The 21833-nt window shown below is 41.1% G+C and carries 18 protein-coding genes; 11 read left to right on the top strand and 7 right to left on the bottom strand.

What is annotated here, in order from left to right; genetic code table 11:
• Positions 1 to 62 precede the first annotated feature (62 nt).
• Positions 63 to 1205: an LBF_2804 family protein gene (locus LEP1GSC185_RS19110; RefSeq protein ID WP_008593254.1), complete on the top strand. Its 1143-nt coding sequence runs from the start codon at positions 63 to 65 to the stop codon at positions 1203 to 1205.
• 44 nt (positions 1206 to 1249) lie between these two features.
• On the top strand, positions 1250 to 2287 hold the full coding sequence (locus LEP1GSC185_RS19105; RefSeq protein WP_008593297.1) for an MBL fold metallo-hydrolase: 1038 nt from the start codon (positions 1250 to 1252) through the stop codon (positions 2285 to 2287).
• A 124-nt stretch (positions 2288 to 2411) separates the two neighbouring features.
• Here the strand turns inward: LEP1GSC185_RS19105 and LEP1GSC185_RS19100 are convergent, their stop codons facing one another.
• The 3 genes from LEP1GSC185_RS19100 to LEP1GSC185_RS19090 are packed head-to-tail and all read right to left on the bottom strand — an operon-like array spanning position 2412 to position 6025.
• Positions 2412 to 3182 carry a ribonuclease H-like domain-containing protein gene (locus LEP1GSC185_RS19100; protein WP_008593091.1) on the bottom strand — a complete coding sequence of 257 codons (771 nt, stop codon included), beginning with the start codon at positions 3180 to 3182 and terminating at the stop codon, positions 2412 to 2414.
• A 15-nt stretch (positions 3183 to 3197) separates the two neighbouring features.
• On the bottom strand, positions 3198 to 4967 hold the full coding sequence (locus LEP1GSC185_RS19095) for an apolipoprotein N-acyltransferase (protein WP_008593218.1): 1770 nt from the start codon (positions 4965 to 4967) through the stop codon (positions 3198 to 3200).
• Positions 4964 to 6025 (bottom strand): lipase secretion chaperone, encoded by a 1062-nt coding sequence (locus LEP1GSC185_RS19090; protein ID WP_008593079.1) that lies wholly within the window; start codon positions 6023 to 6025, stop codon positions 4964 to 4966. Before LEP1GSC185_RS19090 ends, LEP1GSC185_RS19095 begins: the two co-directional genes overlap by 4 nt.
• A 112-nt stretch (positions 6026 to 6137) precedes the next feature.
• Here LEP1GSC185_RS19090 and LEP1GSC185_RS19085 point away from each other — a divergent pair, with 112 nt between their 5' ends.
• Positions 6138 to 7163, top strand: coding sequence for an NAD(P)-dependent oxidoreductase (locus LEP1GSC185_RS19085; protein WP_008593147.1), 1026 nt, complete (start codon positions 6138 to 6140; stop codon positions 7161 to 7163).
• 40 nt (positions 7164 to 7203) lie between these two features.
• Here the strand turns inward: LEP1GSC185_RS19085 and LEP1GSC185_RS19080 are convergent, their stop codons facing one another.
• Positions 7204 to 7905 (bottom strand): hypothetical protein, encoded by a 702-nt coding sequence (locus LEP1GSC185_RS19080; RefSeq protein WP_008593227.1) that lies wholly within the window; start codon positions 7903 to 7905, stop codon positions 7204 to 7206.
• 70 nt (positions 7906 to 7975) lie between these two features.
• On the opposite strand from LEP1GSC185_RS19080, the gene LEP1GSC185_RS19075 reads away from it, so the two are divergent.
• Positions 7976 to 8416 (top strand): hypothetical protein, encoded by a 441-nt coding sequence (locus LEP1GSC185_RS19075; protein WP_008593421.1) that lies wholly within the window; start codon positions 7976 to 7978, stop codon positions 8414 to 8416.
• 104 nt (positions 8417 to 8520) lie between these two features.
• Positions 8521 to 9768 carry a beta propeller repeat protein gene (locus LEP1GSC185_RS19070; RefSeq protein ID WP_008593403.1) on the top strand — a complete coding sequence of 416 codons (1248 nt, stop codon included), beginning with the start codon at positions 8521 to 8523 and terminating at the stop codon, positions 9766 to 9768.
• Between the two features lie 382 nt (positions 9769 to 10150).
• On the opposite strand, the gene LEP1GSC185_RS19065 is transcribed toward LEP1GSC185_RS19070, so the two are convergent.
• On the bottom strand, positions 10151 to 10783 hold the full coding sequence (locus LEP1GSC185_RS19065; protein ID WP_008593411.1) for a TetR/AcrR family transcriptional regulator: 633 nt from the start codon (positions 10781 to 10783) through the stop codon (positions 10151 to 10153).
• 133 nt (positions 10784 to 10916) lie between these two features.
• Between LEP1GSC185_RS19065 and LEP1GSC185_RS19060 the strand changes: the two genes are divergently transcribed.
• Entirely contained in the window at positions 10917 to 12203 is a 1287-nt protein-coding gene (locus tag LEP1GSC185_RS19060) for an NADH:flavin oxidoreductase/NADH oxidase family protein (protein WP_008593450.1), read from the top strand.
• 174 nt (positions 12204 to 12377) lie between these two features.
• On the opposite strand, the gene LEP1GSC185_RS19055 is transcribed toward LEP1GSC185_RS19060, so the two are convergent.
• The gene (locus LEP1GSC185_RS19055; protein WP_008593195.1) at positions 12378 to 13619 is read right to left on the bottom strand and encodes an MFS transporter; all 1242 of its coding nucleotides are present in this window, start codon (positions 13617 to 13619) and stop codon (positions 12378 to 12380) included.
• 424 nt (positions 13620 to 14043) lie between these two features.
• On the opposite strand from LEP1GSC185_RS19055, the gene LEP1GSC185_RS19050 reads away from it, so the two are divergent.
• The 4 genes from LEP1GSC185_RS19050 (at position 14044) to LEP1GSC185_RS19035 (ending at position 18541) form a co-directional block, all read left to right on the top strand.
• Positions 14044 to 15138: an L-dopachrome tautomerase-related protein gene (locus LEP1GSC185_RS19050; protein WP_008593269.1), complete on the top strand. Its 1095-nt coding sequence runs from the start codon at positions 14044 to 14046 to the stop codon at positions 15136 to 15138.
• A 280-nt stretch (positions 15139 to 15418) separates the two neighbouring features.
• Positions 15419 to 17026 carry a xylulokinase gene (locus LEP1GSC185_RS19045; protein WP_008593115.1) on the top strand — a complete coding sequence of 536 codons (1608 nt, stop codon included), beginning with the start codon at positions 15419 to 15421 and terminating at the stop codon, positions 17024 to 17026.
• Between the two features lie 74 nt (positions 17027 to 17100).
• On the top strand, positions 17101 to 17775 hold the full coding sequence (locus tag LEP1GSC185_RS19040; RefSeq protein ID WP_008593341.1) for a TetR/AcrR family transcriptional regulator: 675 nt from the start codon (positions 17101 to 17103) through the stop codon (positions 17773 to 17775).
• A gap of 91 nt (positions 17776 to 17866) precedes the next feature.
• The gene (locus LEP1GSC185_RS19035; protein ID WP_008593119.1) at positions 17867 to 18541 is read left to right on the top strand and encodes an SH3 domain-containing protein; all 675 of its coding nucleotides are present in this window, start codon (positions 17867 to 17869) and stop codon (positions 18539 to 18541) included.
• Positions 18542 to 18549: 8 nt separating this feature from the next.
• Here the strand turns inward: LEP1GSC185_RS19035 and LEP1GSC185_RS19030 are convergent, their stop codons facing one another.
• A complete protein-coding gene (locus tag LEP1GSC185_RS19030) occupies positions 18550 to 20562 on the bottom strand; it encodes a 1-acyl-sn-glycerol-3-phosphate acyltransferase (protein WP_008593423.1) in 2013 nt (670 codons plus the stop codon).
• Positions 20563 to 20759: 197 nt separating this feature from the next.
• On the opposite strand from LEP1GSC185_RS19030, the gene LEP1GSC185_RS19025 reads away from it, so the two are divergent.
• Positions 20760 to 21791, top strand: coding sequence for an ATP phosphoribosyltransferase regulatory subunit (locus LEP1GSC185_RS19025; protein ID WP_024864068.1), 1032 nt, complete (start codon positions 20760 to 20762; stop codon positions 21789 to 21791).
• The last annotated feature ends 42 nt before the right edge of the window (positions 21792 to 21833 follow it).

The following is a 21833-nucleotide window of genomic DNA, read 5'->3' as shown; positions in this document are numbered from 1 at the left end:
CCTCGGGAGGTTCCACCATTGAGTTGACTTGCCTCCGATTTTAGTTTCCGATCGTCCTTCTGATGAATGTAAGGGTAGAATCTTATTCAGATTATAAACCGGGCGTTTTAGAAAAATGGGGTATTAAAATTCTCCGGAATTATGTCAATGCGGAGAAGGAAGAAGAAAAGACTCTAGGTCCAAGCCAGGACTTCTTCCCTAAAAGTACTAGAATTATACATTGGGCTTCTTTCTTAGGGTTGCAGATCGGATTTTGGACGACCTATTTTATAATCTTAGTGGAGAAATTTTTTCCGGAATCGCCCGAAACATTCTCTCCTGCGTTTATTGAAAAATGGAGTTATGCAGGCGCAGCTCTCGCTATTGGAACCATCGTAGAGTTTTATTTGCTTTATAAATTAGGATTATGGGCCGCGTATAAACTCACAAAACTTTCCGGCATCCAATTGGAAGAAGATCCCGACCTAGTCACTAGAAATGAGAACTTACTTTCCAGAATGGCTTTGGAAATTCCGGATCCGGATCTAAAACTATTAGGAATAGATCCTTTACGACTCACCGATAAAAGGAGTTTGCTCATACGAACATTCTTTTATAAGACCAAAGTTTTACTCTCAAACCTGATCGCTAAGATCGTACTTCGAAAAATTTTAGCAAGAAACTCATTAAGAGTTTATGCGGACTATATAGCCGCTCCTATCACTGCGATCTGGGACGGGGTAGTCATGTATTTGATCTTAAAAGAACTAAGGATCAGATTGCTTTCTAGGATAATCGCAAAAGAGGTCACTGACGAAATATTAAAGAACAGAGATAAGCTCAGCAAAGAAGGGAAGATTGCATTCTTAGCTGCTGTCGGGAACTCGGTCGTATTCACCCAAATATTCCATCCTAATCTGGAATACATGCTGATAAAAATGCATAAAGGATTCGGCTCGAATTCCCAAAACGGATCTTTGGATGATCTGGATACGTTCGGAAGTTTGGTCGCAAAATTATCTAAGGAAGAAAAGAGGGCCTGCTTGCGGTTATTATGTATCGCATGTTCCTTCGACGGTAAACTTTCTTCGTTCGAAACAAAACATATTAAACGAATTCTCGGGGAAGAAGCAGAGGAAAATTTGGATTCGATCAGAATTCTATCCGAGTATATCCGAAAAGGAAATTTAGAAGCTTGCAGAGAAAGGAGTCGCCTATTTTCCTAGAAGACGGATCAGACAGATCGATTTAGCCAAGGGAGAATTCGAGTTTGAAAATATATCACTATGACTCAATTCCAGACGTAAAAGAGATCGGGGACGGAATTTATAAAACGGAGATACCTCAGCCGTTTTATGCGCCCAATAATATTTATATTCTACCAGATGGAGAACCTGCGCTTATAGATTCAGGCTATCTTGCCAATTTAGGAATGCTCCAAAGGGCGCTTCGAAAGATCGGTCTCAGCTTAGGTAAGATCAAACATATATTTTACACTCATAATCATTTAGATCATCTCAGTGCGGTTCTTACGATCAGGTATTATACGGATGCAAAACTTTACGCAATGAAAGGAATGGCTTCCGGCATCGGAAATTATCTAGAGCATGTGGAGATGTTCAACAGAGCCTCTAAACGATTGGTGTACAAGGGCCACCGGATTCCTGAAGATCGTAAAAGGGAACTAACAAGAATAGAAGAAGGGAACCTAAACTTAAGAAATACATTAAGTAGAGGGACTCGTATCGATCCGATCCTAAAATTCGATATAGAGTTGGTAGAAGGAGACGTGATCCACGCCGGCGGGAGAGATATAGGTTTTTTACATACACCTGGTCATAATCTTTGGCATCTCACTCCTTATATCCTAGAAGAGAATATATTTTTTACAGGAGACTTAGTCCTACAAAACATCTCTTCTATTTATGCGGAGATAGACGGAAATCTAGAGGATTATTACCGTTCCTTGGAAAGGATCTCCAAGATGAGCATTCGCAGATTATTGCCTGCCCACGGACCGGAACCTGAATCTCCACAAAAGGCAATCAAACTTCTTCATAAAACATTACAGATCTTGGAAAGAGGCGTAATCCGCAGACTTAAAGAAAAAGAATACGATCTTTCCGCTCTAACTCTAGAAGCTATGGGGGAGAAGGTTGCTAATTCAGGATATTATAATACTGCAATGGCAATCTTACATTCTATGGTACGCAAGTTCATAGACAAAGGCTGGGTAGAAATTATAGAAACGGAACCTCCTTACGAGACCTACCGCTGGATCGCGGAGCCGGAGCCGCAGAGTAAATAAAGAATCGTAAAAATTGGGCACGCAGAGGCGCTAAGACGCAGAGAGTTTTTAAAAAATAATTTATACGAACTCTCCTCCGCGGCTCTGCGTGAACCCTCCCTGTGTCTCCTTTGATCTCTGTGTCTCAAATCTCCGGGATAACTTCCCCGAAAAAGCGAGTTTCTTTGATCTTCAAGTTATAAGCTTTGATAAACAAAAGTTCCAGGTTAACTACGTCTTCTTTATTATACTTTAAAAGAAGGTCTAATGCGTCTTGGTCGTCGTACTGAACGTATTGCCACCATAATCTAACTGCGTCGGCACCGTTCACTTCGTAAGGAAGGTCCCTTTTAATGCCTAATGCTTTCTCGCACCCTTTCAAGCCGCCTTTGATCCCTAAACTTCTGAGAATATACATTAGATCCAAATGACGATTCTTGAATTTTCTACCGAATTCCTTTTCTAAAAAAGGAACATCGAACGCAGCACCGTTATAAGTGACAAAAACATGGGAGTTGGAAAGTTCTTCCGGAAAATCATCCATGTTCCTTCCTCTCAAATATGTTTTGAATTCATTGCCGTCGTAAGTTCCGACAACGGTCACAAAATCCCCGCTTCCTAATCCGGAAGTCTCGATATCCAAGTAGAGAAGATTCTCACGGATGATCGGGAATAACCTCCATTTTTGTTGGTTGGGTAATGCGAAGAAAAAATAATCCCAATTCTTTCTATCCATTTCCTTTCTAGAAAAGTCCAGAGAGTCCAATAGTAGCCTGGAATGCATATCGGAGGGAGACTTTACTTTTTCTTTTAATACTTCTCTGAATTCGTTCCAATGAAGAATTCCTTGGTCCCAGAGTTTTCCCTCTTCGATTACATCGATCCCAGGAAGATGGCAGAATGTATGTTCTAACAATGATCCCCCTTGGAGTTAACCCTTAGTTTTGAAAAAAGCCTTTTTTCCTACAAGGAAGAATAACGTGAATGCCAGAATAGTATAAATATAAAAAGGAAAATTTCCGTATTCGGAATAGAATGTATTCCCTCCTTCTTTCAACATTGTGGCGGGAAGTAAAAAGGATCTCGTGTCTTTTTCTCCGTACTTAGTGGGATGATTTAAACTTCTGCCGTAAGGATCTACTGCGAAAGAAATCCCTGTGACAGCGGGCCTCACCAAGGTGAGTCCGAATTCAATCGCTCTAAATCGGACTGCTCCTCCATGTTGCCAGGCTTCTACCTCGGAAGAGAACCAAGAATCATTTGTAGGATTTGCGAAAAAAGTATATGTGTCCTTGGAAGCGAATTTTACGGATTCTCTAACTAAATCAGGAAACATCGCCTCATAACAGATCAAAGGAAGGATCTGGTAGGAAACATTTTCCTCCTTGCCGGAGCTTGCTAAAATTGGACGAAAATGATCAGGATTTTGGATCAAAGGAGTTTCTTGTTCCGTAGGTAAGGAAGGCATTCTTTCCCTTCTCAAAGAACGATTCCCGATAAGAGGTTTAGGATCTCCGCCTGTGATATAAAAGGAAGTTTCCTTAAATAATTTTCTCAAAAAAGGAAATACGGATTCTAAAGGGATATATTCACCGAAAGCAAGCAATCTCCTCTTGTCGTAACGCACAACTTCTCCATTGGAAGAAGATAGAAGTGTAACTTGGTTTTTTAAACCTTCGGGAAAACGGTTCAACTCGTTGTATAAAATGTCCGCGCCAGATTTATACGTTAGATACATTAGAGCGCCATGGAATGTGGAAGAATACACTCCTTGTCCGGGATTCTCATTCGGAATGGTTCCGTGAAACGGGACAGCGGATTCCGGCAAAAATAAAAGGTCGGGAGGAGGAGATGTTTCCAGAGAAGAAAGAAGTCCTAACTCTAAACTTGTGCTGATCGTTTGTCCTACAAATTCAGGATTTTCGGCCAGTTCTCTTTTGCCAGGACTAGTATTGGGTTGTATTAGAACGCCTGAAAGTTTTAAGATCCCATCTTCTATAGCAGGAGTGGAATTTGGAACAGTATAATCCGGAGCGGAATAAAGCCTAAAACCTCCTAAGGTCCAAACAATCCCGAAAACAAGGATACCCGCAATCCCGTATCTTTGTCCGAAAGGTTTCCTGACCAATGCTAAAGAGGAGGTTCCTAAAAGTAGAAAAAAACCTACTCCAAATATGCCTGCCCAAGATGCGATCTGAGAAAAGGATAAATTGCCTTCCGCTAAATTCCCCCAATACCAAGGGAATAGTTGGGGCATCATCAGATCGGAAAGAACTCCCCAAATCGGAAAAATTACCCAGCCGAATACGGCGGATCTTTCCGGAGAATTAATGTATTTATTATATAATAATAAACTAAAATTCCATCCTAGGTAAAAAACGATAAGCTTACAATGAGAGAATATCCCATAAACCAAAAATAGCGTCCAGGAAACGATCGCCCCTGCTCCGGAGATTGCGGAAATAGAGGAGGGGATCCAATAGAATACGATCAAATTAATGATCTGAGAAAGTCCCAAAAGCCAGAAGATCGCCGACCTAAATTTCCATTCTTTTAATTCTAAAAATAGAAGATAGGTGCAGAATGCGGAGAGCCCTCCCGCAGGAAAAAACGCAAAGGGCTCCATTCCGAAAAGGATTCCGGATGCAATTCCGATCAGGCATAAAAATGGACGGACCGGATTTCTGGAAAACCGGATCATTTGCCTTGTAAACGTCTTTGGTCTTCTTCTAAGGCTTTTCTTCTAGCGTAAGCCTCTGCTTCTTCTTGGCCTAAAATTTTAACTCTGATCTCGTTTAGAGCTTTTTCTTTTTCTTCAGGTCTTGCAGTAGGGTGGGCTTTTAGCCAATTTTGCTCTTCCGTAGCGGTTTGTTCTTCCTTCTTCTTTTCAGCATCTATTTCTTTTAAGACTTTTTCGATCCTATCCGCTCCGTCTTTTCCGAAATATTTTTCTCGGATCGAACGGATTTGCGGATCTCTTTCTGCTGCGGATAATTTGTTTAGGTCGGTTTCCTTGAAATAAAGTTCTGTTTCGTATTTATTGAACTTAGGTTCTCTTTTATAGATCGTATTATAATAATTTCCGTAAACTCCCTTGCGATATTCTTCGTATCTTGCAAGTTTCTTGTCTCCGGGAAGATTTTTGACCTCGTTCAGGAACCTGTCGTAACCGAATTGGAAATCCTTCTCCGCTTCTTCCAATCCGAAGATCAACTTAGCATCTTGGTCGGAAAAAAGTTCTCTTCTCTTCTTCTTTATGATTTCGTAAATTTCTTCTTGGCTTTTGCCTCTAGGTTGTTCGAATTCTCTTAATACCATTTCGTAAGAAAGGTATTTTCTAAAAAGACCGACGAGTCTTTCTCCATCCGCTCCTGGATACTGTTCCAAGATAAATGCTTTTACTATTTCGTTACATTGGTCCGGGGTATAATCCGCAGGACATTTCCTTCTCAATTCCCAAAGAGAAGATACAAGATCCAACTCTCCATTTGCAGCGTATTTCAGGATCTCGTCGTAACTCAACCATTGGCCGTCTTTGTATAATTCGCGAGAAGTCGCTACGATCTCAGGATTGATGATCCATTCTCCATTCTCGTTTTGGGTTACGGTAAAGCCTGGAGAATCTCCTCCATCAAAACCGAAGTCTTTGCCGGTTGAGCCGGGTTCCCAGAGAAGGAATATGATCAATACTATAAGGATGAAAAAACCAGCGGCAAAAAGCCAGATTTTCGGGGGGATTTCTTTTAATCGTTCTAACATTTGAAATATTTACCGGTTGGAAAGAATTGAAGCTATTCATCGGGCGCGAGAAGGCAAGAGTTTTTACGGAAAATAAATTGGCGATTCAGGTCCTTTTTTAAAAGATTCCTTCATGTCTCTTCCTATTCTTTTTTATCCGGAAGGAACCGTCGGTGCTTCTGAAATTTTTTCCCATTTCCGGAACTTAGACGTGAGATCTTATCCTGCTAAATCTCCGGAAGAGATCGAAAAGTTTAAACCTACCGTATTGATCGCAAATACAAGGCTCAAGATAAATCAAGAGACCTGTCTTAAGTTCCCTAGTGTAAAAATTTTCGCCACAGTAAGTTCCGGAACAGATCATGTGAATTTTTCGGACCTTAAAAAAGAATCCCGTGTATTCATTAATTCGCCTGGAAGCAATGCAGGTTCGGTTTCGGAATATTGCTGGGTATCCTTACTTCATTTTTTTTCGGAAGAAGAATTGAGAAAGAAGAATGTGGGCATCATCGGTTTCGGCAATACAGGCAAGAAGTTCGCAAAAATTTTGGAAGAGAAGAAGATCTCCTATATCTATAACGACCCGTTCCTCAAGGATCGCTCTCGACCTTTAGATGAGATATTGAAATGTTCGATTGTCAGTCTGCACGTTCCACTCACTGCCGCCGGTCCTTATCCAACGGTGAATTTATTGGATAAAGATAAAATTTCCAAATTGAAAGAAGGTACACTTCTGCTGAACACAAGTAGAGGAGAGGTTTGGTCGGAAGAAACCTTCCAAACTATTTTGGATCGAAAGGATTTATACAAGGTAATGGATGTTTTTTATCCGGAACCTCCTAAAGGAAAGATCGCAGAACAAATGGTGAGTTTGGAAAATTCTATCTTTACTCCTCATATTGCAGGTTATAGTCAACTGGGAAGATTACTCGGAACTTACAGACTCGCAGAGAAATTATGTATATTATATAAGGAAGACAAGCTACCTCCGCTTTCCGAATTTTTGAAACCGGATCAACCGATATCTACGGAAACTTTCTTAATAGAAGAGGATCGAAATCTTAGAGACTCTTGGAAAAATCAAGACTGGGAATATTTTGAAAGAAGAAGAAATTCCTACCCGGCCAGAAAAGATATTGGGCTCGCAGACCTAGAATAGAAAATTTTAATCATCCATTCAGGTTTCTGGAGGGGAGCGATTATTTTATTAATGCTTTTTCGCCGGGAAACAAAAGGTATTTGGGCCTTGTTTTAGCGAGAATATCATCTATCACAAAAACTTCTCTTGTGCCTCTTTTTCTTTCGAAAGGAGCTTCGTATAAAAATCCCAAGAATACAAGTTCCGAGTTTTTATGAGTGACCAGATCATCTTGTCTTACTTTACGAGTGATGTCCAAAGATAAAACTTTCCAACCGGAAAAATTAAAATGTGTGAGTAAGATCTTTTTCTGATCCAAAGTCGAATCTCGGACTAAAATAAAAAGAGAACCTCCACCATCGTTCGCGTATACATGGAACTTAAACTCCTTTACGAATTCTTGGGATGACCAAGGCTTCTTAAATAGGATCTGGAAAGATTGGTTTTTTTCCGCACTAAGTTCCACATACAAGGATTTTTCCGATTCTCTTTCCGGAGTTCTAAATACGGTAGAGATCCTTACTTCCGGACTGAAATCAGGACCTAATTTTGCCTTTACGTTTTCTTCTCCGAAGATTTCGGTTTCAAAATCTTGGACTAGGTATTCTTTGTAAATTCCGGAAAGATCTTTGGAAAGTATAGGTATGGATAAGATATAAATCCCACTTAGTACAATTAGGAAAAAAATCTGTAGTACATAGATCCTAGATTTTTTCCGACCCATACTTTTTATTTCGGTCGGAATATCGAAAAAGACTACCATCTCGTTCATTTTCTAAGATCCATTTCTCTAAAAACTTGATGGCGAATACTACCTTCCAAGAATCAGTACTATGGATCCCTCGGAAGATTCTTATTTCCCAACTGAATTAGAATTCGGAGAAGCGTTTCGTTCCGCTTTTCATGAGTTTTTTGGAGATGAGAAAGATTTACAATATGAATTGTATGATCTAAAATCGGAAGGAGCCGGACCTAAAGCAAAATGGGCTACCTTTTCCATTAGAAATCCATTAGGTGGCAGATCCATCGTATTTAGATTCGATCCTGATTCCGGCAGCTTCTACGCTATGTTAAAAGTACAGGTAATACCCGGAGAAGAGGATTGGAGCTTAGATTCTTTTTTTCAGAAAAACGGTTTTTCGGAAATCGGTTCTGCGGAAGTGCAAAATACAGCGGGAGAGTGGCTATTTCATTCTTTGGCCAGACATTATTTAGGGACAATTTTCAGCAATTGTCCGCGTATTTTAGAACCTGATTATAAGTTGGAACCCTAAACTAACTAGAAAAATCCTAGAGAATTCTACATAATCAAACGGTTGATATCCCAAAAAAGATGGGAAAGATTTTATGGAAATTTGTTATTAAGTAAAAGGCCCGTATGAAACGTATCGTTCTATTACTAAGTATCTTTCAGATCTTATATTGTAACCAAGCAAAGGAAGTGAATATAGATGCTTCCCAATCCTTAGTGGGTCTTTCCTTGGATCTGACATTATCAAATCAACTCCAACCTACCGAGAACGGTAATGAGTTTGTAGCTGTGGGGCTTGCTTGCTCCCTGTGGACAAGTGAAGATGGAGTCGAATGGGCCGTCGCCTCCGGTTCTTCCGTGTTTCCTGATTGTTCCGGAGGAACTTTATATTCGGTAACTTATGGTAATGGATTATATGTAGCTGTTGGGACTCTCTCCGCTTCATTCGAAACTCGAACAAATAACTGCGGGCTTTGGACAAGTCCAAACGGAACAACTTGGACTAGGATCCCTTGTCCGAATAGTAGCGTATTTCCATCCCAAGGAAATTTACCGCTTAGATCTATTTCTTACGGAAGGGTCGGTGGAGTAAAAAAATTTGTAGCAGCCGGTACTAAGTTTGGCTCGAATTCAAGCGCAGACCAATTATACATGATCCAAAGTACAAATGGAAAGACTTGGACCGTAATGGAAGATATTCCGGAAACGGAATATGGAACGGTGAATGGATCATGTTTGGTCATGTTCCATAATGATACTCTGTACTGCGCTCAAGAAGGCGGGTCTTATTCGGCGACCTTAGAATATAATCCGAGCACTTCTACTTCTGACATGCCGGGTTTTCCTCCATATGGCGGCGGTAATGCATTGGAATCTTTGACATATGCTCCTCCGAATACTACCGTATACGATCAATATTCATTCCAGTTCTTCGTGTCTAGGGCAAATTCACTTTTGGTATTTGGAATGAGAGCAGCCGATTCAATAGCGGTAAGTTCTAAAATGAATGCGAGTGGAGTCTGGCCTGCGTCAGTTGCGATCGGTTTTGGGGCGAATAATCGACCCAATGGATTTGCAAGTGATGAGTCTGGGAACATATATAGTTTCGGAAATTCCTGCAAATGGGCATACTCATCCAACCAAGGAACCTCTTGGACAACGGTAAATACATTGGATGCCTGCGGAACCACAAGTGCTTACCAAGACTGGATGTCCGCGACTTATAGTACTAAACTAGATAGACTGGTAGTTGTAGGGGATGGAGGTTCTATCGGGACTACTGATATCTCTCCCACTTTAACTACTGATTGGACTTACTTAAAAGTTGCCGGAGTGTCTCTTCAAATTACTTCCGTAACTAGCAAAAACAAGTAAACTCTTGTAAAACCTAGATCTAAAATAAATCTGGGAAGAAGATGGACCCAATTCTGATCATAGTAATCGTATCCGGATTTTGTGTCGGGATTGTTTACGGACTCTGGATCAAAAAAAGACATAAAGAATTAAAATAATCTAATTCGTAAGCCGATATCCCTCACTTAAGGGATCCTAAAAATTTTGCCAAAATTGTAAGTCTTACATTCTTCATTTGTTCTCTAATACATAGAGATGAAGAATCAAAAATACAAATTGAGACTTTGGAAATTTTATCGGATTATCAGGCCGCTTATGGCGATCCTAATTTCTTTGGCATTCTTGTTAGTGAGCATTTATCTTCCGATCAAGGTTTGAGCGACTTGCCGGGCTAAATCAGACTTTAAATCTCGCAGTTGTCCTGAGGAAGGAACAACATAGATTTAAAAAATACTTTTAAAACTTCTCTTCCTACGGTCTGCAAAGCTCTCTTATTGGAAATATCCGATTGGATCTGTAGGCCGTCAAAAAGTGCAAGTAAGGTCCTCGCAGAAAGTTCCGGAGAAAGATCGGCCCTGATCTTGCCGTTTTCTTGAGATTCCTTTATCGTTTTAGCGAAAAGTTTTTCTAAAGAATCATAAAAACTTAATATTTCTTTTTCCAATGCGCCGCAAGCGGTGGCTTCTGCAAACAGTCGAGGGCTACAATTTCCTTCCACTGTTAGACGATTTGCGAGTCTTTCTAAGTATTCTACCAAGCGTAAGTGAGGGGGTAGGGCCTTTACTTCCGGCTCTTCGAATCCGAATCTTTCCCAGGACAAAAAGTTTTGGATGAGTGTGTCTCTAATCTCTTCTTTACTTTCGAAATGAAAATAGATCCCACCCTTTGTGAGGCCTGCTGCGTCCGCTATATCTTGGACAGAGGTCTTTTCGAAACCTTTACTAAAGAAACATTGCATAGCCGCCTGCAGGATGGATTCCTTTCGGACCTCCTCCGGCATTTTTTTCCAGCCAGGTTTTGCTTTGCTAAGTTTCATTCCTTGCCCTCTGTTTCTAAATTTTTCCTTCGCCCGTCAAACGAATTCTCCAAATTTCCTAAAAATAAATACCAACCGGTAGGAATTTTTATTGACCAGGTTGATCCAATAAATACCAAATGGTAGGAAATACTTGAGTGAGAATTTTATGATCCAGGCATTATCCAGGGAAGGAATTTCAGCCGAACTGAAACTCCCTAACGGCCAAATACTCAAAAACAGAATTGTGAAAGCATCTATGGAAGAAGGTCTTTCAGATACCGAATTTCTTCCGAGCCAAAGATTATTCAAACTTTATGAAAGATGGTCCCAATCAGGCGCGGGTCTTCTTCTTACCGGAAACGTGATGGTAGATCTGAACGGGCTTACAGGTCCGGGAAATGTGATCTTAAGAAAAGATATGGATCTTTCTTCTCTAAAAAAATGGGCGGAGATAGGTCAGTCCGGTGGATCCAAAATTTGGATGCAGATCAATCATCCGGGAAGACAAACATTCGGCTTCATTTCGGAAACGCCAGTCGCTCCATCTCCGATCAAAGTAAATATACCCGGAAGAATGTTCTCCAAAGTTTTCGGAGTACCTAGAGAATTAAGCGGGGAAGAGATCAAAATACTCATCCAAAAGTTCGTGGATGCCGCAGTCATAGCGGAAAAGGCGGGATTCAACGGGGTAGAAGTCCATTCCGCTCACGGATATTTATTGAATCAGTTCCTTTCTCCTATAACCAATATTAGAAAAGATGAATGGGGTGGCTCTTTACAAAATCGGGCCAGATTTCTTTTGGAAGTCTTGAAAGGGATCAAATCCTCCGTTAGCTCCGATTTCGGAGTTGGAGTCAAATTGAATTCCGCCGACTTCCAAGGTGGAGGTTTCCAAGAAGACGATTCTATCCAAGTCATTAAAATGTTGGAGCCGCTCGGTTTGGATCTTTTGGAAATATCAGGAGGTAATTATGAATCTCCTGCAATGCAAGGCACAGGCACCAACAAAAGAGAAGCTTACTTCTTGGATTTTGCAAAAAAAGCAAAAGAAGTCACTAAGATCCCGCTGTTGGTAACAGGAGGATTCAGAAGCAGATCGGTAATGGAGGAAGCAGTCGTTTCCCAAGCGGCAGATTTAGTGGGGATCGCCGCGCCTTTCGCATTTCATCCTACTTTTGTAAACGGATTGCTTTCCGGAAAGATAGAAAAGGTCTCAGTAGAAATTCCAAAACTTTCCAATCCTGCATTAAATTCGCTTTCTAAGATGTCTGCAATTCGTCTTCAGTTCAGAAGAATGGGAGAAGGGAAAGAACCAAGACTTCCAAATTCTTTGATCTGGAATATGATCGCCGACCAGATCAGAGGAAGACGTAACGCTAAAAATTATAAGAACTTGCTTCGAAAACTCTCGAAGCCCGGCCTAGATACTAATCGATAGCCTATACTTTTAAAACGGACTATAGTCTCTTCGCTCCTGAAGTCCGTTTAGCGGACTATAGAAAATTTTTGGAACGGATTTCAGCAAAGCGGATCGTATACTGAAACGACTTTATCCATTGAATAGCAAACCTTAAACCGTCCGTCGGAGTAATTCCGACGGACCTTTTTTTATTTATTTTCTGGAGAGTACTTTTGCTCCAAGCATCAAAGGAGATTCTTTGAGTAAGAAAGACAAAGCTAAGTTCAATACACCAAGACCTATAAATATTTTTAAGAACAGATCGATTCCTAAAAAGTTCAGTCCTAAAATAAAGAAGATCCCCGAGATCTGACCGATCCAAAGCAAAAGCCCTTGGGAAGAAGATTCAGGTGCAGGTGAGGTGATCTCCGCACAATATTGGAATCCGATCGGTGCTCCGATCCCAAGTAAGAAAAATCCGATCAAGAATGCTCCGGCCAAAACTAATGTATAGTCATTCGCTAAGGAGAATAATAACATTCCGGGTAAAAATCCGGCCATTGAGATCACCAAGAAAGGTTGTCTTCTGCCGACTTTATCGGAGATCAACGGAACAAAAATGCCAGCGATAATCCCGGACATTAACATCATTCCTGCAATTTCACCCGACTGGGTCATGTTCAGATTTTTTGTTTCGCAGATCTGATCGATACAAGTGCTAACTGCATTAAATACTCCTAATCCGATCAGGAATAGAAGTAAGGACTTTCTCATATCTTTCTGACTCAAGATATGTTTTAAACCTTCGAAAACTTTAAATTTGGAATCTTGCAGGTTTGCTCTATCGGGAGCAGTGGGAGGCTTCTCTTTGAAGAATGCTAAAAATAAAGCCGCTCCAGCCAATGCTACTAATCCATAATTTAAAAGAATTCCTGGGATCTCTTGAGGATTCGGATTTATTTCTCCTAACATTCTAGGAGTGATTGCCATTACTAAAATAATGCCTATAAATTGTGCCAAGGTCCCGATTGCCACCGCGGTGGCTCTTTCCGTAATCGGGAACCACTGTACACTGACTTTTGTGACTGCGTTTAATATGAAGGGCTGCGCAATCGCTAAACCGATTTGAGAAGCTATCACTATACTAAAATTATCCGCATAAACTCCTTTACTTAAGGAGAAAATTCCTGTGAGAGCTGCGCCGACCCCGACTCCGATCCTAATTCCGTAAGTATCGATGACATAGGAAGCAGGGATCGCCATCAATACGAAAACTCCCATAAAGATAAGGGAAAGAAGATCTATCTGAATGCTTGATACGTCGTAAAACACTTTAGCTTCTCTGGCTATAGGCGCAAAAGTCAGCCATTGGATTTGGATAATCGCCGTAATTAGTGCGTATAGACCAAGAATCACCCATCTGTAGCCGTATACCTTTACTTGGTTTTCACGCATAGAACGCCCCGTTATTATTTAAATAGTGAAAGATAATTGTTCGCATCACTTATGTCCGAGGAGTCATTACAATAAGCTCGGAAGTAACAATGACAGTATAAGAGGTATATGTTCTAGTTCCAAGCAAATTATAATTTTGGAATAGGAAGTACATCTGATTTTAGTTTCTAATTATAACGACCTCAATATTATGCGAATAAGTGATTTTTCAAAATGTAAGACGCATATAAGTGCAAGGTAATTCGATCCTATAATCTCGTTCTTTTACACTCAATCGTTAGTCCTAGTACTTTAAGAAATAAGAAAGTTGTAAGTTTCGATTTTTAATGAAGGACCGACTTCTTAAATTCGGACGTTCGACTTAAACAATGCGGACGACCGTTTTCTTTTTTGCCTTAAGATATAAGGCAGTGGAGAAAATTTTATGTTAAAAAAATGGGCTATAGTCTTTGCATTGGTTTCCGCCATTGTAAAATGTGAAACAGGAAATTTAGAAGATAGGACAACGTTACCCAAGTATCCGAATACTTCTTTGGAAAAAGTGATCCAATTGGATCGCCCTCCCGGCAATATCAGTATATCCGCATCCGGAAGGATCTTTTTCTCTTTTTTCCCCCAGGGAACTCCTCCAATCAAAGTTGCAGAGTTAAAGAACGGTCAGGTCCTTCCATTTCCGAACCAAAACTTTCAGAAAAATTTCAACACAGTTCTTTCGGTACGAGTGGATGATAAGAATCGGCTTTGGACCTTGGATTATGGGAATCTAGGCCTAACAAGACCTAAGGTTTACGCATTCGATATAGAGACTGGGGCTATCATCCACGAGTATGAATTTCCTATTTCGATCGCTCCAAAGGATTCTTTGTTCAATGATATGCAGATCGATACTGTCGCCGAAACCATCTTTATCACGGATACAAGTCCTTTGATCCCGGATCCAGGTTTAGTTGTTTATGATATCGCGAACAAAAAAGCAAGGCGCCTCTTGAAAGACCATGTTTCCGTTGTTGGAGAAAGGAACGAGATCGTTGTGAACGGGTCTCCTTTTCAGGTAGCAGGAGTTTCGATCATATTTAATGCGGATTCCATCGCTTTGGATCAAAATAGGGAATGGTTATATTTTGCTCCTTTCACTTCTGGAGAGTTATATCGTGCTAAGACAAGTGTTCTTAGAGATTCTACGATCACTGCGGCTCAGCTCGCTGCGCAAGTAGAACAATATTCTTTAAAATCAATGAGTGACGGTATTAGCATCGATAAGAGCGGAAATATCTATGTGACTGATGCGGAACATTCTGCAGTCAACCTGATCGATCCGGATAAAAAGATCACAACACTATTTAAGGATCCGAGTTTCCGTTGGCCTGACGGATTTAGCTATGCTCCAGACGGGTACATGTATTTAACTTGCAGCGCATTAAACGAAGTATTCTTACAAACGGATAGCACTATCTTGAGTAAAGGACCTTATTATATCTACAGATTCAAACCGGAAGCGGAAGGGATCATAGGTAGATAATCTTTATAAGAGTGGCTTTGGCGACCCGCTCACTGCGTTCGGGCCGCGCTGCTCCGGTTTCGCGCAGTCGCGCTCATCCGGGCCAAGCCCGGACTAAAGACCTGCGCATCTCTGTCGCGTTGGTTACCGCGATTCTATTGACATGAAAGGACAATCCAATATAACCGCCTTCTCATTTTAGAAAAAAGGATTGCCCTTTTTGAGGCTCTTTCCAATCTCCTGATGAGTGAGCACTCACTCATCGAGCGGAATTCACAACTGGGCTCGGAGGATCTACTGCATGAAATCAAAAGTCTATGTTTTGGCTTACGATATAGGAACTACCGGGACCAAAACTTGCCTATTTGAAATAGGTGACAGGCTTACTCTCGTACATTCTGCATCCCAAGAATATGGACTTACACTTTTAGAAGGTGGGGGAGTGGAACAGGATCCCGACGATTGGTGGAATTCAATGAGAGATACCACTGCTCAAGTCGTAAAGGAGACCAAACTAGATCCAGCAGAAATCCGTGGGATCTCATTCTGTTCTCAAATGCAAGGTCTCGTTCTCGTAGATAAAGATCTAAAACCGGTACGTCCTGCAATGAGCTATATGGACCAACGAGCTCGTGAACAAATGAAGAAGGGAATAGAACACGGGATCAAAATAGAAGGATTGAATGCGTATAAACTTCTTCGTTCTTTGCAGATTACTGGAGCGGTTGCAGGAAGTGTAAAAGATCCATTATGGAAATATAAATGGGTCGAGGCAAAAGAGGCGGAAAAATTCGCAAGAGTTCACAAGTGGTTGGATGTGAAAGACTATCTAACCACTAGATGCACTGGCAGAGCAACCATGACTTTGGATTCCGCATTTGCTACTTTCTTATATGATTCACGTCCGGGTAAAACTCGCTGGCATAAAGGGCTATGTAAAATGTTCGGAGTTCGTCCGGAACATCTTCCTGATCTAATAGAGTCCACAGATTTGATCGGTGGTCTGACTGAAACTGCCGCAAAAGAGCTGGGACTAAAGGAAGGAACCGCGGTTTTCGGAGGAGGCGGAGATGCAACCCTGATCGGGATCGGAGCTGGCTCGGTGAAAGAAGGGGACACTCACATATATGCGGGGACTTCCGGTTGGGTCTCAACCGTAACTAAAAAAAGAACAGTGGATATCAATGCAAGGATTGCGTCTATCGTAGGTGCAAGAGCAGGTTATTATAATTATTTCGGAGAACAGGAAACTTCCGGCAAATGTCTGCAATGGGTAAAAGACCATCTCGCCTTGGACGAGATAGATGTTTATTTAGAAAAAAAGAATGTAACAGAAGGAGAGGACGCGGTCCACGAAAGCCTCTTTGCATTCTTATTCGAATCCATTAAAGATACCCCAGCGGGAAGTGACGGAGTCATTTTTACTCCTTGGCTGCACGGGAACCGCTGTCCTTTCGAAGATCCTGCAGCAAGAGGAATGTTCTTCAATATCGGTCTGGATACCGGAAAAAGAAAACTCATCCGCTCCGTGATCGAAGGTATATCCTTTCATAAACGTTGGATCTTGGAATTATCTCACGCAAAAGTTCCAGCTTCTTCTACGATCCGATTTGTGGGTGGAGTTGCACGTTCTCCTATCATTTGCCAAATCTTAGCGGATATTACCGGTAGAACGATAGAAACTATAGATCATCCCCAAAATGCGGGAGCGACCGGAGCAGCTGCGATAGCTGCATTAGGATTAGGTAAAATTCATTCTTTCGGAGAGATCAAAAATCTAATACCGAGCAAACAAAGATGGAATCCGAATCCCGCGAATAAATTAGTATACGATCGGAATTTTTCCGTATTCAAAAAATTATACGAGGCTAACAAGGCGCATTACGCAATTTTAAATACAAATAAATAAAAAGGAACGAGTTTATCCCATAAGGGATTCCTTATGCGAAATGTATAGGTTTCGTTCCAGCAGGGTGTCAACAGATGAAGAGAATAGAGCAGTCCAATCGAGTTCGGGCTAAAATTTTAGAAGTATCCCGAAAACTTTTCGTAAGCGAAGGATATGAAAAGGCGACCATACGTAGGATCATCGAGGAAGCAGAGATCACTACAGGAAGTCTATATCATTTTTTCAAGAATAAGGAAGAGATACTTCTCGCAATAGCAGGAGAAGTATTCAACGAGGCGGGCGAAACCGCCGAACGTCTAGTAGGCGAAATGGATCCTCCTTTGGTTTTTGCAATGGAGGTAGGGTTACAGTTCTATCTTTGCCAGAAAAAACTTACCATTGCGGAAACATACTTGGCAGCTTATAAGACCCAAGGTGTGACCGATATGATAGGAAACCGAGGTTCTCATAGAAGCAAGATCCTATTCGAAAAATATAATCCTCAGTTCGACGAACAAGAATATCTGATCCGTACTTTGGCCTTCAGAGGAGTATTCCAAAGCCTTTTGGAAGAAATGGTGCATTCCGGAAAAATAGACAGGCTTAGAATGATGGCAACTGTGATCCAATTGGGGCTGACCACATTCGGAGTTCCTAAAGAAGAAATGGAAATCGCATTACAAAAAACATTCCGACTTCTGAAAGAAAGAGCTTCCGAGATCGAAGCATTGTCGGAAGGACTTCTGGAAATTTTCGTAAACGGACGATAAAGCCGCTTCGTTGCTTAATTCGCACAAGTTTCGTAACAAAGTAAAATTTTTTTGTAGGAAAAACAAAGCAGAAGGATTGTTGGAAAAGAGAATGAAATCTTTTTTAACGATCCTTTGTTTGACCTTTATCTCCTTCTCTTTCGCCTACGCGGAACCTTGTAAAAAATTCCAAGAATATACTATTATTCCTACGGACGAATCCTCTAAGAACAGAAGTTTTTCGGAATTCAAAAAGGAGTTAGATAAGGCATTAGGATCTAAGGATTCCAAATTTTTAAATAAGATAATAGATCCGGAGATTAAATTCAGCTTTGGCGCTGATTCTGGCAAAAAAGGTTTTTGGAAAGAATGGGGATTGGATAAAAATCCGGAAAAGTCGGAAATCTGGGCCGCTCTCCAAAACACATTACGTTTTGGGATTGTTCAATCAGATCCCGAGCAGTTTACTTCCCCCACGATATATTCTAAGTTTCCTGAAAATCTGGATGCATTTGAATATTCTTGGATCAGTGGAAAGAACGTAAATATCAGAGAAAGTGCAGATATAAATTCTAAGGTGATCGATAATCTAAGTTATCAAATTGTGAAATTGGATACTGAAGATGCGATCGAGTCTAAATCCTGTGTTTGGAAGAAGGTATGTCTAGCTTCCGGAAAAAGCGGTTACGTATGTGATACATACTTAAGAAGCTCCGTGGATTATAGAGCGTTCTTCTCCTTCAAAAAGGATCAGTGGAAACTGACTATCTTCGTTGCAGGCGACTGACGAGAGTTTTAAACTCTCGACAGCCTTTCTTCCATCGCTTCTGCAACTTTACGAACGTCTTTTTTATTGATGACTACTTCGTAAGCAGCATACATGATCGGCACTTCGTTCGGATCTATTTTCATTAGGTTCGGCATGACTTTTAGTCCATAGAATCCGTTAGACATTTTTTCGGAAGGATGCCCGTTTGCGATGTCGTAGCCGGTCTTTCTGTCTTTTGCATCCGTTCCGAAACAGGATAACATAAAGTCGGTCAATCCGGAGAGTCCTTGGAACGTTTCGGGTTTTCCTCCCATGCTTACGCCTACTTTTACCATCTCGTTAAAGAAACGATTGGAAAGATGGAAGAGCGAATTGTCCACGTTCCCGCCCAGCGTCTGTTGGAAATAACCTTCTACAATCCCCATTACTAGAGCGTAAATCGTTTTGAGAGCACCGCCTAACTGGACTCCTTTTACATCTGTCGGAATGATAGCAGGTCTTGGGAAAATGTAACCTGTAGTTAATAATTTTTGAATACGAGGTATGAGACTCTCGTTCACCGCCGCAATCTCAAATCCCGAAATTTTTCTCTCCATGATCTGATCCGGATAAGAGGCGCCGGAGATCACTCCGATCCTATCGTCTTCGATCCCTAATCCATGTTGCAGATCGTCCAGGATCAAACCCGCGCTTGTAAATCCTTTGATAATATTGAAGAATGGAGCCTTATTCTTAGAAAGATAAGATTGAAGATCGGGATAGATCGTATGAAGTTCCCAAGGGTTGGTTCCTTGGATAAACAAAGTTGCAGTTTTTAATTCTTCCGGATCGGAAGTAAATACCAGGTTCGGAGGAAGTTTGTAGAGAGAATAAGTTCTAAGATCTCTTCTTTCTGCGTTTGATTGAGAAGTGTATTCTTTGTCAGGATGATAGACTAAAACGTTTACGTCTTTATTTGCTAAAACGGTTGCTATAGCAATTCCCATACTGCTATTCCCAATCACTACAACCTTCTCTTTAGGTTCTTTTGGCACCTTGATGAGTTTGTTTTCGTCCCTTGCATCCGCACTATACAAGTTCCTGTATATGCCATGCTGGTGTTTGTTCAGGTTTTGTCCTACAAGCAAGGCAAGGTTATCTATCAGGAATTGTTTTTTGTCCCCATGTTCCGGGAATGGAAGATGTTCGATATCTTTAGGGAAATGTGCCATTTCCTTTTTAGATAATTCTCCAACTAACACAGGTTTGCCTATGGTAAGTTTTCCTGCCACCTGGTTGAAGAGTAAACTTGTGGTAGGAAGGATTTTGTCCGTTTTCTCCAATGAGATCGGAAGAATGACCTTGTTTGCAACGTAGTGATAGACTGTGTCCACAAAAGGCATTAGTCTTCCGTCTCTGGATCTGGTTCCTTCCGGAAAGATCGCGGCGATTTTTCCTTCTTGTTGCAGTTTTTGAGAATGTCGGAACGCTCTCATATTAATTTTGGTCATCACGTCGGAAAGACTTGGGTTATCCGCCATGTCTCTCTTAGAGCAGACCAAAAGAGTACCGAACATATACAGCCCTAGTCTGGTAAAATCAGGCTCATACGCTAAACGTCCTGCTATGAACACCAATTGTTCCGCTACTTCTCTCCCTTCCGGAGAGGCATGATATAATAGTTGGAAGATTGCAGGTGCATCCAAATGGCTGAGGTGATTGGAGATCAAGGTAACCGGGTATTTTCCGATCAAAGGTTTTACGGCCGCTAGATTTTCGATCCCTTCTACCGTAAAAAATTTCATGATAGGGGAAAGGAATTCGATCATGAATTCCCTGGCCTTCTTTTCCGGAGGGGTGTAAACCCCGATCCTTTCCAATGAAGATGGATCTTTAAAAACGTCCATGACCGGAGGCATTGGAGTTACGGAACAAAGATAAAGAAATTTCTGAAGTATCTTTTTTGCTTCTTCTTCACTCATTCCTGATCTTTTGAATAAATGAATGTTCTCGAAGAATTCCTTCTGCCATCTTCCGACGGATTGTTCTTTTTCTGCCATGATACGTCTCTGTCTAGGGTCTTGCGGTTAATCTGGTTTCGGTGCTTAGAGCTCGAACTTTAAGGTTCGATACGCGATTTCCGGAGAATACTTTCTATCCTTGGAAGGCTTATTGTCATTCTATTTTTTGGGAAAAACGATTTGAATTCTACCCTAGGCAAAAGGAACTGTTCTTTGGGGCTTTTCGTAAAGAACAGATGACACATAATCCTCCAGAGTTTAGTGAGAAAAAATGGATCCCGGACGGATTTCATTTTTTTGGACCGAACGAGAGTTCGGAAAGAAGGGAACTTTTAAATTCCTTCGGTTCCAAGCTCAAAGAATTCAAATACTCTGAGGTATTTTTACCTTCTTTCGATTATTCTTCCTCTTTTTTGCTTACCATGTCGGCAGAAGATTCCTCAGCACTGTACAGATTCAGGGATTCTGATGGAAATGAGATCTCTCCTAGCGCGGATTTGACCGTTCAGGCTGTAAAAGGTATGGCCGGTTTTGCGCACCGCAAAGAAAACCAACGTATCTTTTATCAGGGAAAAATTTTCAGAGACTATGGTAGGAAGAGCGGATCTAGAAAAGAGATCCTACAAGTAGGCGCCGAGCATATAGGCGGTTCGGGAGCTCCAGCTATTTTAGGAATTTTGAAAGAGATTTCCGGTTTATTCTCCGGAATTAAACTGCGTTCGCCTTTAACCGTTGTTATCGGTAACGTGGGAGTTTTTCATTCCGTTCTGGAGTCATTAGAACTTTCCAGATCCGAAAAAAGGCAATTGTCGTTTTTATTATATAGGAAAAATCTTCCGGAGATCCGCCGTTTTCTGGAAAGTAGAAACGCTTCCCGGATTTTCCCGGTATTGGAATCTTTATGTTTAGGATTTGTTTCACATAAGGAAGATCTAGGTAAAAAGTTTGCTTCTTTAGGACTTTCCGATTCTTTCCAAAAGATCATCTCCGAAACGGGGGAAATTATTGGGTCACTCGGCAAAACTCCCGGTTTGGAATTTTGTTCGGATTATACTCTTATTCCGGATTTGGAATATTATACTGGATTCGTTTTCCAAGGTTATGTGTCAGGAAGTTCAGAACCGGTTCTAACCGGAGGGGCTTATGATCATTTATATGAACTATTCTCCGGAACTCAAAAAGACGCCTGCGGATTTGCGATCAATGTAGATGCGCTGGAAGCGGTATTAGACCAGACTTGGAAATTGAAAGATGCACGACCGGTCTGATGGTATAAAGAAGAGCGTGTAAAAATTGAAATCGTATACAAA

The sequence above is a fragment of the Leptospira licerasiae serovar Varillal str. VAR 010 genome (assembly GCF_000244755.1).
Taxonomy (GTDB): domain Bacteria; phylum Spirochaetota; class Leptospiria; order Leptospirales; family Leptospiraceae; genus Leptospira_B; species Leptospira_B licerasiae.
This window is presented reverse-complemented; position numbering and strand designations above follow the sequence as displayed.

Excerpts from the sequence above, each read along its gene's own strand:
- LEP1GSC185_RS19090 (WP_008593079.1), bottom strand. The coding sequence starts at position 6,025 with ATGTTAGAACGATTAAAAGAAATCCCCCCGAAAATCTGGCTTTTTGCC.
- LEP1GSC185_RS19030 (WP_008593423.1), bottom strand. The coding sequence starts at position 20,562 with ATGGCAGAAAAAGAACAATCCGTCGGAAGATGGCAGAAGGAATTCTTC.
- LEP1GSC185_RS19085 (WP_008593147.1), top strand. The coding sequence starts at position 6,138 with ATGTCTCTTCCTATTCTTTTTTATCCGGAAGGAACCGTCGGTGCTTCT.
- LEP1GSC185_RS19075 (WP_008593421.1), top strand. The coding sequence starts at position 7,976 with ATGGATCCCTCGGAAGATTCTTATTTCCCAACTGAATTAGAATTCGGA.
- LEP1GSC185_RS19065 (WP_008593411.1), bottom strand. The coding sequence starts at position 10,783 with ATGAAACTTAGCAAAGCAAAACCTGGCTGGAAAAAAATGCCGGAGGAG.
- LEP1GSC185_RS19040 (WP_008593341.1), top strand. The coding sequence starts at position 17,101 with ATGAAGAGAATAGAGCAGTCCAATCGAGTTCGGGCTAAAATTTTAGAA.
- LEP1GSC185_RS19110 (WP_008593254.1), top strand. The coding sequence starts at position 63 with ATGAATGTAAGGGTAGAATCTTATTCAGATTATAAACCGGGCGTTTTA.
- LEP1GSC185_RS19050 (WP_008593269.1), top strand. The coding sequence starts at position 14,044 with ATGTTAAAAAAATGGGCTATAGTCTTTGCATTGGTTTCCGCCATTGTA.
- LEP1GSC185_RS19055 (WP_008593195.1), bottom strand. The coding sequence starts at position 13,619 with ATGCGTGAAAACCAAGTAAAGGTATACGGCTACAGATGGGTGATTCTT.
- LEP1GSC185_RS19070 (WP_008593403.1), top strand. The coding sequence starts at position 8,521 with ATGAAACGTATCGTTCTATTACTAAGTATCTTTCAGATCTTATATTGT.
- LEP1GSC185_RS19025 (WP_024864068.1), top strand. The coding sequence starts at position 20,760 with ATGACACATAATCCTCCAGAGTTTAGTGAGAAAAAATGGATCCCGGAC.
- LEP1GSC185_RS19095 (WP_008593218.1), bottom strand. The coding sequence starts at position 4,967 with ATGATCCGGTTTTCCAGAAATCCGGTCCGTCCATTTTTATGCCTGATC.
- LEP1GSC185_RS19080 (WP_008593227.1), bottom strand. The coding sequence starts at position 7,905 with ATGGTAGTCTTTTTCGATATTCCGACCGAAATAAAAAGTATGGGTCGG.
- LEP1GSC185_RS19045 (WP_008593115.1), top strand. The coding sequence starts at position 15,419 with ATGAAATCAAAAGTCTATGTTTTGGCTTACGATATAGGAACTACCGGG.
- LEP1GSC185_RS19035 (WP_008593119.1), top strand. The coding sequence starts at position 17,867 with ATGAAATCTTTTTTAACGATCCTTTGTTTGACCTTTATCTCCTTCTCT.